Source organism: Rhodosalinus halophilus (assembly GCF_003298775.1).
GTDB classification, from domain to species: Bacteria; Pseudomonadota; Alphaproteobacteria; order Rhodobacterales; family Rhodobacteraceae; genus Rhodosalinus; species Rhodosalinus halophilus.
The window spans coordinates 193,743-207,364 of record NZ_QNTQ01000001.1 but is presented as its reverse complement, the minus strand read 5'-3'; the positions used below and the strand labels follow the sequence as shown (position 1 = coordinate 207,364).

The window sequence follows — 13,622 nt, the reverse complement described above, 5'->3', positions numbered from 1 at the left end:
ATCTGTGCATCACCTCCCCGCGAGTTTCTCGGCCAGCATGGTGCCCGAGCCGGCGCCGGTGCCGCCGCCCGGCCATGTCGAGGCGCCGACGTGATGTAGCTTCGGCACCGGCGTGGACCAGTCGGCCCGCCCCGGCACGGGCCGGAACAGGAAGTTCTGATAGGGGTGGTGCGAGCCCGCGATCTGGTCGCCGCCCACGAGGTTGGGGTTCCCGGATTCGAGCTCGGCGGGCGACATCACGCATTGCCCGAGGATCCGGGCGCGCAGCCCCGGCGCGTAGCGCTCGAGGATGTCCAGCACCCGGTCGGTCATCGGTTCCTTCGCCGCCTCCCAGTCCGTGGCGTCGATGGCGCCCGCCGCGTCGCCGCGGATCGTGCCCGGCACCATGCGCACCTGGACCCAGAGCGTGTGCTTGCCCTCGGGCGCGCGACTGGGGTCGGCGGTGCCCGGCTGTCCCACGACAAGCACCGGTTCGCGCGGCAGAAGGCCGTTCACCGCCTGGGTGTAGGTCTCCGACATCTGTTGCAGCGAAGGGGCGAGGTGGACATACATGAAGCGCTTGAGTTCCGCGCCGGCGGCCCAGTCGGGCAGGCCGTCGAGTGCCAGATGGAGCATCATGGTGCCCGGCGCGTGCCGGAAGCGCTGCATGCGCGCGTCGTAGCCCGCCTCGCCGCTGCCGCGCGGCAAGAGGCGCATCAGCCCGCGCGGCGCCAGATTCGCGATCACCGCCCCGCCGGCGCGCTCCACCCGGCCATCGGCCAGCCGCACGCCGGAGGCCACGCCGCTTTCCACAAGAATTTCCGTGACTTCCGCGCCGGTCTCGATGCGTCCGCCGCGCGCCTCGATCATGCCGCGCAGGGCGCGCGTCACGGTATCCGCGCCGCCCTTTCCGATCACCATGCCGAAGCTCTGGTTCGCCATCGCCTCGAGATAGGGAAAGACCGCGCCGCCCGATTGGTCCGGCGGAAAGTCCAGATGCATGCCCCAGGCCGCGCACATCGCCTGCACGCGCGGGCTTTCGAAGTTCTCCTCCAGAAAGGTGCGCGGCGAGGTGAACATCAGCCGCGCCAGTTTCAGCAGAAAGGCCGAATCCCGCTTGCGCCAGATGCGGAAGGCGGTCCTTGCCAGCGAGGCGGGCGTCATCGGACTGCCCAGGACCGAGAAGATATGCGGCGCGTCCTCTGCGAACTCTCCCAGCATCGCCTGCCAGCGGGCGGCATCCGCCGCGCTCTCGCCCGCGATCCGCGCCGAGGTCAGGGCCGGATCGGTCGAGACGCCGAGCCATCTGCCGTCCGGGAAAGCCGTGGCGAAGCAGTCGCTTACGGGCACGAACTCCAGCCCGTGGCGGGCCAGATCCTCGCCAAAGCGTGCGTGAAAGCCGGAGCCTGCGAAGAGCGACAGGTTGAGTGCCCCCCAGTCGTGGCGAAAGCCCGGCTGCGTCAGCTCGGCCGTGCGCACCGCGCCGCCGATCTCCTCGTTGCGCTCGAAGACCGTGACGCCCCAGCCCTTGGCGGCCAGCGCCGCCGCCGCGGTGAGCCCGTTGATGCCTGCGCCGATCACGATGGCGTCCGCCATGCCGTCCCCCTCGCTGTCGTTGTGCCCGGACAAGACATTTGCATACGCATATTTTCTTGTCTACGCTCCGCCCCGTTCGCGCGGGGGCCGCCCCGCGCTCCATCAGGGAGATGAGGGGAGAGTGAGCATGTCGGCAGCGGATACCGTGAAGGATCTGGGCGCGAAGCTTCTGACGGGCGAGATCGAGGTGGTGGATTGTTCGGGCAAACTCGGACCCGACACCCCGATCCTCAAGCTTCCACCCGATTTCGCCAAGAACACGCCCAAGGTCGAGATCCACAAGATCAGCGAATACGACGAGGACGGCCCGTTCTTCGCCTGGAACTGGATGGTGCTGGGCGAGCATTCGGGCACCCATTTCGACGCGCCGCACCACTGGATCACCGGCAAGGACTACGCCGACGGCTATACCGACTCGCTCGACATCCAGCGCGTCGTGGCGCCGGTCAACGTGATCGACTGCTCGAAGGAGGCGGCGAAGGATCCCGATTTCCTGCTCACCGACGCGCATGTGAAGGCCTGGGAGAAGGAGCACGGCGAGATCGGCGAGGGAGAATGGGTCGTCATGCGCACCGACTGGGACTCCCGCGCCGACGACGAGGACAAGTTCCTCAACGCCGACGAGAACGGACCGCATTCGCCCGGGCCGACGCCGGAATGCATCGAGTATCTGCTGTCGAAGAAGATCGTCGGCTGGGGCACGCAGTGCATCGGCACCGACGCGGGCCAGGCCGGCGGCATGGAGCCGCCGTTCCCCGCGCACAACTTCCTGCACCGCGACAACTGCTTCGGTCTGGCGAGCCTCGCCAATCTCGACAAGCTGCCGCCGAAGGGCGCGGTGCTGATCGCCGCGCCGCTCAAGATCGAGCACGGCACCGGCAGCCCGATCCGCGCCCTGGCCCTCGTGCCGAAGGGCTGAGGCATGGAGCGCCCGGACGCGATCATCGTCGGCTCCGGCATCAACGCGCTGGTCTGCGCGGCGATGCTGGGCAAGCGCGGCAAGCGCGTGCTCGTGCTTGAGCGCAACGGCGAGATCGGCGGCTGCATCCGCACCGAGGCGCTGACCGCGCCGGGCTTTCTCCATGACGTGATGGCGACCACCTGGGTGCTTTTCCTCGCCGGGCCCGCGCATGGCGCGCTCGGCGAGGATCTGGCACGTCACGGAGTCGCCTTCACCGATCCGCAGCATCCGACCGGGGTGCTGCGGCCCGACGGCTCGGCGGCCGTTCTGACCCGCGACCGCGACGCCAACATCGCGATGTTCGAGGCGCTGGCCGAAGGCGACGGTGACGCCTTCGCCCGCGGCGTGGGCGAGGTGGAGGCGAACGCGGGGCTGATGTTCCCGTTGCTGGGCCAGCAGCTCTGGGGCAGGCAGACGGCGACCCTGCTGGGCAAGGAGGCCCTGGCGCGCCGGCCGCGCGGGCTCGCCGCCTTCTTCGGCGAGGCGCTGGCGCCGGCGCGCGGCTGGCTCGAGGCCGACTTCCGCTCTGAGACCGCGCGGGCGCTCTTCGCGCCCTGGGTGCTGCACACGGGACTTGGGCCCGAATCCACCTACTCCGGCATGATGGCGAAGGTCATCGCCTTCAGCCTCGAGGCGCTCGGCGCGCCGATCGTGAAGGGCGGCGCGCAGAAGCTGCTGGACGCCTTCCGCGCGATCATCCTCGAGCAGGGCGGCGAGATCCGCACGGAGGCCGACGTCGCCCGCATCGACGTCGAGGCGGGGGAGGTGGCCGGCGTTACCCTGGCCGACGGCGAACGCATCTTCTCGCGCCGCGTGATCGCCTCGGTCACGCCGACGCAGCTCTACTTCCGGCTGCTGGAGCGACCGCCCGCCCAGGCCGTCGAGGCCACGCGCAGGTATCGCTACGGCAAGGGCAACTTCCAGCTCCACTACGCCCTCGACCGCCCGCCGCAATGGAAGACGGAAGGCCTGTCGGAGGTGGCGCTGCTGCATCTGACCGACGGCATCGACGCCGTGTCGAAGGCCACCAACGAGGCCGAGCGCGGAATGCTGCCCGAGCGGCCCACGATCTGCGTGGGCCAGCCCAGCGCGCTCGATCCCTCGCGCGCGCCCGCGGGCAAGGCGGTGCTGTGGCTGCAGATGCCCGAGGCGCCGCGGCGCATCAAGGGCGACGCGGCCGGCGAGATCGCCGCGCCCGCGGACGGCAAATGGACCGAGGCCGTGCGCGAAGCCTATGCCGACCGGATCGAGGCGATCCTGGCAGCCCACATCGACGGCTTCGGCGAGAGCGTCATCGCGCGCTCGGCGCAGAGCCCGGCGGACATCGAGGCGCTCAACATGAACCTCGTGGGCGGCGATCCCTACGGCGGGGCCTGCACGCTCGACCAGTTCTTTCTCTGGCGGCCCTTCAAGAGCAGCGTCAATCACCGCACCGCGATCCCGGGCCTCTGGCACATCGGGGCCTCCACCCATCCCGGTCCGGGTCTGGGCGGCGCCTCCGGCTTTCTGGCGGCGGAGGCGATCGGCTGATGGCCGACGGGGAAATGCAGGACGACCTCCCGAAGCCCGACGAGACGCTGGGCGAGATGGGGCTCTATTCCTTCGCGCCCTACCTGATGAATCGGATCATGGGACGCTACAACGCCGACCTGCAGGGCGATCTGCGCGCACTCGGCCTGAGCACCGCCAAGATGCGCACGCTGGCGGTGCTGGCGGTGGTGCCGGGGCTCACGATCAACGAGCTGTCCGTCTATGCCGTCACCGAGCAGTCGACGATGAGCCGCACGCTCGAATCACTCGAACAGGCCGGACTGGTCCGGCGCGCGGGGCGGGCCACCGACGGCCGCGTGCGCGAGATCTATCTGACCGAGGCGGGGCGTGCCGAGTTCGATCGCGCCTGGCCGGCCATGTATGCAGGCTACCGGCGGATGTTCGCCGGCATCCCGGGCGAAGAGCGGCGGGCCTTCGTCGCCACGCTGCAGAAGATCCTGCGCAACGTGCGCAGGCACGAGATCTGAAAGGCTCTGCCGATGCATTTGCAGGCATGAAGCGGGATTGACCCGGCTGCACGCACGCATGGATCGCAGAGAGTCTTTCCAAACAATATGCAAACGGATATAGTTTCCGCCGCGAACAGGACCGAAGGGAGGCACGGATGGCCGAGAGATCCTTCAAGAAGGAGGTCGAGCAGCTTCGCATCGGCGCGGGAGAGACCTTCCGGGGCGAAGGCATTCTCGGGATCACCAAGGCGCTGCTCGAGAACGGCGTGGGCTATGTCGGCGGATACCAGGGGGCGCCGATCAGCCACCTGATGGACGTGCTGGCCGACGCCGAGGAGCTGATGGCCGAACTCGGCATCCGCTTCGAGGCGAATGCCAACGAGGCCTCCGCCGCCGCGATGCTCGCGGCCTCGGTGCACTATCCGATCCGGGGTGCCGTGACCTTCAAGGCGCCGGTGGGCACCAACGTGGCCTCCGACGCGCTGGCGAACCTCGCCTCTGGCGGCGTGACCGGCGGTGCGCTCATCATCGTGGGCGAGGATTACGGCGAGGGCTCCTCCATCATGCAGGAGCGCAGCCATCCTTACGCGATGAAGTCGCAGATCTGGCTGCTGGACCCGCGGCCCAACCTGCCCTCGATCACCCAGGCGGTGCGCCACGGATTCGAGCTGTCCGAGGCGTCGAACACGCCCGTCATGCTGATGGTGCGCATCCGCTCCTGCCACGTCCACGGCGCCTTCGAGGCGAAGGACAACGTGCCGCCGCCGCTCACGGTGAAGGAGGCGCTGTCGAACCCGCAGCGCCGCACCGACCGCATCGTGCTGCCGCCTTATTCCTACATCCATGAACAGGAGAAGGTGAACGAGCGTCTGCCCAATGCGCTCGCCTACATCCGCGAGCACGGGCTCAACGAGTTTTTCGGGCCGAAGCACGGAAAAGTGGGCATCGCCATGCAGGGCGGCATGTACAACGGCGTCGTCCGCGCGCTGCAGCGCCTTGGCCTCGCCGACCTGCACGGCGAATCCGACATCCCGCTCTACGTGATGAACGTGGGCTATCCCATCGTCGAGGACGAGTTCCTCGAGTTCTGCGAGGGCAAGGAGTCCGTCCTCGTCGTGGAAGAGGGCGCGCCCGACTACATCGAGCAGGCGCTGCGCGCCGCGCTGCACAAGGCCGGCAAGCCCACGCAGCTCATGGGCAAGGGGCCCTTCCCGATGGCGGGCGAGCTGACCGGCCGGGTGATGTTCGAGGGCATCGAGGGCTTCCTGCGCGAGGTCGCGCCCGAGATGCTGCGCGCCCAGAACCGCGCGCCCAACGAGCCGCAGGAGGGGCAGGAGATCCCCGACCTGTCGAAAACCGTGCCGGTCCGCCCGCCCGGCTTCTGCACCGGCTGCCCGGAGCGCCCGATCTTCGCCGCGATGAAACTCGTGGAGGAGGAGAAGGGCAAGCACCAGATCTCGGCCGACATCGGCTGTCACCTCTTCTCGATCAACGCGCCCTTCGAGATCGGCGGCACGACGATGGGCTACGGCCTTGGTCCCGCTTCCAACGGCGCCTTCGACGGCGGCGGCGAGAAGCGACCCATCGCGATCGTGGGCGACGGCGGCTTCTGGCACAACGGTCTGACCTCGGGCATCGGCAACCAGGTGTTCAACAAGTCCGACGGCGTGACCATCGTGGTGGACAACTACTATTCCGCCGCGACCGGCGGGCAGGACATCCTGTCGTCCCGCGCCGACAACCCCACCAAGGACACCCAGCACCCGATCACCAAGGCGGTCGAGGGGATGGGCGTCAAATGGGTGCGCCAGATCGACCGCACCTATGACGTGAACAAGATGCGCGACACGCTGAAGGAGGCGCTGGAGACCGACACGGAGGGACCGAAGGTCATCGTCGCCTCCTCCGAGTGCATGCTCAATCGCCAGCGCCGCGAGCGCCCCCTGCGCGCCAAGGCGATCAAGGAGGGCCGCCGCGTCGAACGGCCCAAGTTCGGCGTGGACGAGGACGTCTGCACCGGCGATCACGCCTGCATGCGGCTCTCGGGCTGTCCGTCGCTGACGCTCAAGATGCCGGACGATCCGCTGCGCGACGATCCCATCGCGCATATCGACCAGTCCTGCGTCGGCTGCGGCAACTGCGGCGAGGTGGCGGATGCCGCCGTACTCTGCCCCTCCTTCTACGAGGCGCGCATCGTGCACAACCCCGGTGGGCTGGAGCGCTGGCTCGACCGCATGCGGAAATCGGTCATCGGCTGGTTCCAGTCCCGCCGCGCCGCGAAGCGGCTGGTGTGGGAGGAGCCGGCATGAACCAGGCCGCACCGATCCTCGAGACGGGCAGCCGCGACGCGCGGCTCGACCAGATCGTCAAGCTCGCGGTCATGGCCGTGGGCGGGCAGGGCGGCGGCGTGCTCAACGGCTGGATCGTCCGGCTGGCCGAGCGCAACGGCTACGTCGCCCAGGCAACCAGCGTGGCGGGCGTGGCCCAGCGCACCGGCGCCACGATCTACTACGTCGAGATGATGCCCGACACCGGCAAGCAGCCGGTCTTCGCGCTGGCCCCCGCCGAGGGCGACGTGGACATCCTGATCGCCGCCGAGATGATGGAGGCGGGGCGCGCGATCATGCGCGGCTTCGTCACGCCGGACCGGACGCTGCTGATCGCCTCCACCCACCGCGCGCTCGCCGTGTCGGAAAAGATCGTGCCCGGCAGCGGCATCGCCGATGCCGCAGAGGTGCGCCGCGCGGCGGAGAAGGCCGCGAAGGATTTCATCGCCTTCGACATGGACAGGATGGCCGAAGAGGCGGGCACGGTGATCTCGGCCTCGCTCTTCGGCGCGCTCGCGGGCTCCGGGGCGCTGCCCTTTGACGTCGAGAGCTACCGCGAGACGATCCGCGAATCGGGCCGCGGCGTGGAGGCCAGCCTGCGCGCCTTCGAGGCCGCGCGCGAGGCGGCCGAGGCCCGCCGGCAGGAGACCGAGCCGGCCGAGGCGCCGAAGCCGCCGGAGGCGAAGGTCGCGGGGCCGAAAGCATTGGTCGGGGAATGGGAGCGGCTTGTCGCCCGCGCCGACGCGCTGCCCGGGGAAGAGGCGCAGCGGCTCGCGCGCGCGGGGCTGAAGAAGGTCGTGGACTACCAGGATCTGGCCTATGGCGCGGCCTACATGGACCGGGTCGAGGCGGCCGCGGCGCGCGACGCGCGCGCAGGCGGCGCCGAGCAGGGCCATGCCTTCACCGCCAACGCCGCGAAATACCTCGCCAATGCGATGGCTTACGACGACATCATCCGCGTGGCGGACCTCAAGACGCGCGCGCCGCGCACCGCCCGCATCGACAAGGAGATGCGCAAGGGCGACGAGCACCTGATCCGGGTGACGGAATACGTCCACCCCGGCGCGGCCGAGTTCGTGAGCCTGATGCCCGCGGGGCTGGGCCGCTGGGTCGAGGCGCGCCCGAAGGTCTGGCGCGGGATCGACCGGCTGGTGAACCGCGGCCGGCGCATCCGCTCCGACCGCGTGCTGGGCTTCCTGATGTTCTACACGCTGGGCGGGCTGCGCCGCTGGCGCCGGCGCCTGCTGCGCCATCAGGTCGAAGAGGCGCACTGGACCGAGTGGCTGGAGGCGGCCGAGGCGCGGCTGCCGCGTGACTACGCGCTCGCGGTCGAGACGCTGAAGGCGCGGCGGTTGATCAAGGGCTACTCCGACACCCACAAGCGGGGCCTCAACAAGTACGACAAGGTGATGAGCGGCATCGCGCTGGTCGAGGGGCGCGAGGACGCCGCCGACTGGGCGAACCGTCTGATCCAGGCGGCGCTGAAGGATCCCGAGGGCAAGGCGCTCGAGGACGCGCTGCAGACGGTGCGCAGTTTCACCACCGCCGGCGCGGCCTGAGAGGGGCTCGGTCGCGCCCGTGCGGGCGCTCCTCGCCTGGCCGGTCGCCCGCGCGGCGCGAAGAGGCCCGCAAGGGCCGATGAGCGCCCCTCAGGCGTTGCCCCGCCGCTCGCGGAAGAAGCCCAGCTTCTCCTGCACCGGGCGGTCGGAGAAGGAAAAGATGACCGCCTCCGCGTCCACCTCGTGCACCACGGGCCACCAGGAGGGCGCGACGAAGATGTCCTTGGGCCCCCATTCGATCACCTCCTCGCCCACGCGGGTGCGGCCCTTGCCCTCGACGACGGTGAAGACGGTGCCGTCGGTCGAGCGGTAGGGTGCCGTCGTGCCCCTGGGCAGAAGCTGGATGCAGGTGCCGATGGTGGTCATCGCCCAGCCGCCGTCGAGCGGGTTGGTATAGCGCAGCTTCCAGCCGTGGCAGGGGTCGAAGGGGTGGCTGCGCTTCATCGTCTCCAGTGTCTCGCGGGCCTCTTCATAGGGGTAGTTGAAGATGGGCGAGATCATGCCGCCGCGCGGCGCGTCCACCGGCATCAGGTTGTGGCCGTATTCGGCGTAGCTCTGACCAGGTTCGCGAGTGATGTCCTGTGCGTCCTCGCCCAGCATCTCGGCGAAGGAGACGTCGAGGTGGTTGACCAGCGGGATGTCGAGCCCGTCGAGCCAGAACATCGGCGCGTCGGTCTCGTTGCCGTGGTCGTGCCAGGCCATCGGCGGGGTGATGACGAAGTCGCCGGGCCGCATCACCGTCTTCTCGCCGCCCACGGCCGTATGCGCGCCCGAGCCCTCGAGCACGAAGCGCAGCGCCGACTGCGTGTGCCGGTGCGCGGGCGCCACCTCGCCCGGCAGGACGAGTTGCACGCCGGCGTAGAGGCAGGTGGTGGTCTTCGACTGGCCGCGCAGCCCCGGGTTCTCGAGGATCAGCACGCGGCGCTCGGCCTCCTTCGCGGTGATGAGGCCGCCAGCCTCGATCATCGCCGCGCGGATGTCGTCGAAGCGCCAGCCGTAGGGCCGCGCAGGTGAGCGGGGCTCGGGCGTGACCAGATCGCCCAGCACCGACCAGAGCGGCGTCATGTTCTTCTTGTCGATCCGGTCGTAGAAGGCGCGGCGCTCGGGCGTCTCTTCGGGGGCTTTCTCCATCAGGCGGCTCCTTTCTGTCCTGCGGCGGCAAGGGCCTGGCGGTCGATCTTGCCGGTGCCGGTCTTGGGCAGCGCGGAGGTGAACTCCACGATGCGGGGATACTTGTAGGGCTGCAGGCGGGCCTTGACGAAGGCCCTGAGCGCCTCGGCGTCCTCCGCCGCGCCGGGGCTCAGCGCCACCACCGCGCGCAGCGTGACGCGCCGGTCCGGCAGTTCGTGGGCCAGCACGCAGCATTCATGCACCTCCGGGTGCTCGTTGAGGCAGCGCTCCACCTCCAGCGGCCAGACCCATTGGCCCGAGACCTTCACCAGATCGTCGGCCCGGCCCTGGAAGTAGTAGAAGCCGTCCCGCTCCACGAAGCGGTCGCCCGTGTGGATCCAGTCTCCCCGCATGGTCTCGGCGGTCTTGTCGGGGCGGTTCCAGTAGAGCGGCGCGGAGGAATGGCCGCGGACCTCCATCACGCCTTCCTCTCCCGGTCCGGCCTCGGTGCCGTCGGGCGTGACGAGGCGCACCTCATAACCCGGAACGGGCGCGCCCGCCGAGCCGGGCCGCTGGTCGTCATGGCGGTTCGACAGGTAGATGTGCAGCAGTTCGGTCGAGCCCAGGCCTTCGGTCGGGCCGTGGCCGGCGAGCGCGCGCCAGCGGCCCGCGATCTCCTCCGACAGGGTTTCCGCCGCAGAGACCGAGCGCCGCAGCGAGGAAAGGTCGCGGCGCTCCACCCCCTCGGCGCGGGCGAGCGCGGTGTAGAGCGTGGGCAGTCCGAAGAAGACCGTCGGGCGCCAGGTCTCGATCGCGTCGAGGATGCGCTGCGGATCGGGCCGGCCGGGCAGCAGCAGCGTCGTCGCGCCCACCGAGAAGGGGAAGGTGACGGAGTTCCCGAAGCCGTAGGCGAAGAACATCTTCGGGACGGAGAAGGCCACGTCTTTTTCTGTCAGGCCAAGGACATGGCGGCCATAGCTCATCTCGGAATACGCCATGTCATGGTGCAGGTGGACGATGCCCTTGGGCCGCCCGGTCGAGCCCGAGGAATACATCCAGAAGGCCATATCGTCGGGGCCGGTGTCCGCCGCCTCGAGCGTGTCGGGCTGGCCGTCGAGGAAATCCGTCTCGTCCTCGCCCACGACCACCAGCCGCTCCAGCCCCGTGCCGGCGCGCGCGCCCTCGGCCATATCCCGCAGCTCCGTCTCGCAGAGCGCGAGCCGCGCGCCGGTGTCCTTCAGAAACCAGGCCAGCAGGTCCGGGGTGGTCTGGGTGTTCAAGAGCACCGGCACGAAGCCCGCCCGCACCGCGCCGAAGAAGGCGGCGACATAGGCCGGGCTGTCGTCCAGCAGCATCGGGATGCGGTCGCCTTGTGCCAGCCCCGCCGCGCGGAAGGCGTTGCCCCAGCGCGCGGCCTGGGCGATGAGCTCCGCATAGCTCAGCGTCCCGGCGGGGCCGGTGACGGCGGGCTTCTCGGGGTTGCGGGCGAGATTCTGCCACAGCACGTCGGAGCAGTTCGGATGCGCCGCCTTGTCGAAGCCGATCGCCCGCGCGCCCGGCGCGTCGTCGGGCACGGGGTCCGCGAGCCGCGCCTGCGCCTCGTAACGCGCCATGAAGCCCGGGGCGATGCGGCGCAACTTCTCCGCGTCCACGCGGCCCGAGCGCGTGATGTAGCTCATCGCGAAATCCATCGGCTTCAGGCTCATGTGCCGGTCGAAGCTCTCGTACCACCGGGCGGAGGTGTTGGCGGCGTCCACGATCTTCTTGGCCACCGGCTGGCGCGCGGTCTGCCAGTCCTCCAGCGCCTGCGGCAGCGTCTCGGCCGCTTCGATGGCGCCGATCAGCGCGATGGCATCCTCCATGGCCAGCCGCGTGCCCGAGCCGATCGAGAAATGCGCGGTGTGCGCCGCGTCGCCCAGGATCACGCGGTTGTCAGAGGCCCAGCGGCGGCACCACAGGCGCGGAAACTGCCGCCAGTGCGAGCGGTTCGTGAGCAGCGGCGCGCCGTCCAGCACCTCGGCGAAGATCTCCGCGCATGCCGCGGCGCTCTCCTCTTCGGTCATCTCGCCGAAGCCATGCGCGGCGTAGCTCTCCGCCGTCGTCTCGACGATGAAGGTGCTCATGTCGGCCGCGTAGCGGTAGTGATGCGCGTTGAGCGCGCCCTTGTCCGTGGCCACGAAGCTCTGTGTCAGGGTGTCGAAGGCGCGCGGCGTGCCGAACCAGGCGAAGCGGTTGCCGAAGTGCTCCAGCGTGGGGCGGAACGCCTCGGGGTCGGAGCTCCGCACAAGCGAATTGAGCCCGTCGGCACCCACGATCAGGTCGGCCTGAAGCTCCTCCAGCGACTGCACCTCATGGCCGAAGCGCAGCTCCACCCCCTCGGCCTCGGCGCGTTCGGTCAGAAGCTCGATCAGCTCCAGCCGCCCGATGGCCGAAAAGCCCACGCCGTCCAGCACGACCCGGCCCTCGGGATGGTTGAGGGTCATGTCCCGCCAGGTCTCCATGCGCGGGGTGATGAGGTCATAGGTCTCGGGATCGTCGGCGCGCAGGAAGTCGAGGGCGCGGTCCGAGAACACCACGCCGAAGCCAAAAGTGGCGCCGCGGCGGTTGCGCTCGGTCACGCGGACCGCCACATCGCCCAGCCGCCGCCGCGCAAGGATCGCTGTGTAGAGCCCGGCAGGGCCGCCGCCCAGAACCTCGATCCGATCCAGCCGCATGACCCCTCCCTGTCTCGACATGGATTTCGCGGCAGGATAGGTTTATTTCCACAATACGCAACAGGTATCGCATCATGGAAAATACGCCGCCGGATCACCGGCTGACCCTGCCCGTCACCTTCGGCGACTGCGATCCGGCGGGCATCGTCTTCTACCCCAACTTCTTCCGCTGGTTCGATCGCTGCTTTCACGACTTCATGTTCGTGCGCGCGGGCGGGCACGCGGCGCTTTGCGCGCAGCTGGGCTCGGCGGGCATCGGGCTGATGGAGGCGGATGCGAAGTTCCGCGCGCCGGTGCGCGAGAACCAGACGCTGGAGCTCGAGATGCGCGCCACCGCCTGGCACGAGAAGGCGGTGCGGCTCGATTACGCGGCCTATCTCGGCGACCGTCTGGCGCTGACCGGCCACGAACTGCGCGGCGTCTTCGTGATGCGCGACGGCCGGATGGGCGCGGGCGAGGTCGCGCCGCTTCGCGCGGCGCTGGGACTCTGATGGCCGGCGTGCAGTCCCTCGAGGCCGCGCTGCGGCTGCTTTCTGCGCTGGCCGCCAAGGGCGGACCCGCGGCGCTCTCCGAGCTCGCGCGGGACTGCGGCATGCAGGCGTCGAAGGCGCATCGCTACCTCGCCTCGTTCCAGGCGGCGGGGCTGGTGGCGCAGGCGGGCCGCTCGGGCAAATACGACCTCGGGCCCGAGGCGCTGACGCTGGGGCTCGCCGCGCTGGCGCGGCACGATTTCGTGAACCGGGCCGCCGACGCGCTGCCCGATCTCTGCGCCGAAACGGGGATGACCGTGCTGCTCGCGGTCTGGGGCACGCAGGGCGCGACCGTGGTGCGGTGGGAACGCGCGGCCGCGCCGCTGGTCACCTCCATGGGGCTGGGCACGGCGCTGCCGCTGCTCACCTCCGCAACGGGCCGGGTGTTTCTCGGCTGGGCGCCGCCTGCCGTGGTCGCCGCGCAGCGCGAGACCGAGCGCGCGCGCATCGCCGAGGCGCCGGATCTCGCCGCGGATTTCCGCCCGACGCCGGAAGGGATCGCCGCGCTGGCCGAGACCGTCCGCGCGCAGGGATATGCGGCGGTGGACGGCCGCTTCATCCCTGGGCTCGTCGCGGCGGCGGCTCCGATTCTGGACTGGCAGGGGCAGGCGCAGGCGGCCGTGACCCTGGTCGGGACCGACCGCACCGCCATCGCGCCGGGCGCGCCCGAACTGGCGGCGCTGCGACGCTTCTGCGCCGCGCAATCGGTCGCTTCGGAATGCTGCAGCGCAGCGAATGAAAAGGGCTGACGCGGCAGAAATTTCTGCGCTACCACTTGCGAAGATGCCGGGCGGCACGCCACGCACGCAGCCAGGGCGGCGGGCGAGCGGCCGAACAGGGAGAGAA

The 13,622-nt window shown here is 69.9% G+C and carries 10 protein-coding genes; 7 read left to right on the top strand and 3 right to left on the bottom strand.

Annotated features, from left to right (window positions below):
* Positions 1 to 9: 9 nt before the first annotated feature.
* Complete coding sequence (locus tag DRV85_RS00925) at positions 10 to 1,575, bottom strand: phytoene desaturase family protein (RefSeq protein ID WP_113287761.1); 1,566 nt, start codon at positions 1,573 to 1,575, stop codon at positions 10 to 12.
* Positions 1,576 to 1,702: 127 nt separating this feature from the next.
* Here DRV85_RS00925 and DRV85_RS00920 point away from each other — a divergent pair, with 127 nt between their 5' ends.
* The 5 genes from DRV85_RS00920 to DRV85_RS00900 all read left to right on the top strand — a co-directional run bounded on the left by DRV85_RS00920 (position 1,703) and on the right by DRV85_RS00900 (position 8,422).
* Entirely contained in the window at positions 1,703 to 2,494 is a 792-nt protein-coding gene (locus DRV85_RS00920) for a cyclase family protein (protein WP_113287549.1), read from the top strand.
* 3 nt (positions 2,495 to 2,497) lie between these two features.
* Positions 2,498 to 4,066, top strand: a complete 1,569-nt coding sequence (locus DRV85_RS00915) for a phytoene desaturase family protein (protein WP_113287548.1) — start codon at positions 2,498 to 2,500, stop codon at positions 4,064 to 4,066.
* Positions 4,066 to 4,554 (top strand): MarR family winged helix-turn-helix transcriptional regulator, encoded by a 489-nt coding sequence (locus tag DRV85_RS00910; RefSeq protein ID WP_233495360.1) that lies wholly within the window; start codon positions 4,066 to 4,068, stop codon positions 4,552 to 4,554. Before DRV85_RS00915 ends, DRV85_RS00910 begins: the two co-directional genes overlap by 1 nt.
* A gap of 137 nt (positions 4,555 to 4,691) precedes the next feature.
* Complete coding sequence (locus tag DRV85_RS00905; RefSeq protein ID WP_113287547.1) at positions 4,692 to 6,845, top strand: thiamine pyrophosphate-dependent enzyme; 2,154 nt, start codon at positions 4,692 to 4,694, stop codon at positions 6,843 to 6,845.
* On the top strand, positions 6,842 to 8,422 hold the full coding sequence (locus DRV85_RS00900) for an indolepyruvate oxidoreductase subunit beta family protein (protein WP_113287546.1): 1,581 nt from the start codon (positions 6,842 to 6,844) through the stop codon (positions 8,420 to 8,422). The genes DRV85_RS00905 and DRV85_RS00900 overlap by 4 nt, the downstream gene beginning before the upstream one ends.
* Before the next feature lie 90 nt (positions 8,423 to 8,512).
* Here the strand turns inward: DRV85_RS00900 and gtdA are convergent, their stop codons facing one another.
* The gene (gene gtdA / locus DRV85_RS00895; RefSeq protein WP_113287545.1) at positions 8,513 to 9,553 is read right to left on the bottom strand and encodes a gentisate 1,2-dioxygenase; all 1,041 of its coding nucleotides are present in this window, start codon (positions 9,551 to 9,553) and stop codon (positions 8,513 to 8,515) included.
* A complete protein-coding gene (locus DRV85_RS19675; protein WP_233495359.1) occupies positions 9,553 to 12,246 on the bottom strand; it encodes a benzoate-CoA ligase family protein in 2,694 nt (897 codons plus the stop codon). Before DRV85_RS19675 ends, gtdA begins: the two co-directional genes overlap by 1 nt.
* Positions 12,247 to 12,320: 74 nt before the next feature.
* Between DRV85_RS19675 and DRV85_RS00885 the strand changes: the two genes are divergently transcribed.
* Together DRV85_RS00885 and DRV85_RS00880 are read left to right on the top strand one after the other, a co-directional pair.
* Positions 12,321 to 12,737, top strand: coding sequence for an acyl-CoA thioesterase (locus DRV85_RS00885; protein WP_113287543.1), 417 nt, complete (start codon positions 12,321 to 12,323; stop codon positions 12,735 to 12,737).
* Positions 12,737 to 13,525: an IclR family transcriptional regulator gene (locus DRV85_RS00880; protein WP_113287542.1), complete on the top strand. Its 789-nt coding sequence runs from the start codon at positions 12,737 to 12,739 to the stop codon at positions 13,523 to 13,525. The genes DRV85_RS00885 and DRV85_RS00880 overlap by 1 nt, the downstream gene beginning before the upstream one ends.
* Positions 13,526 to 13,622 lie beyond the last annotated feature (97 nt).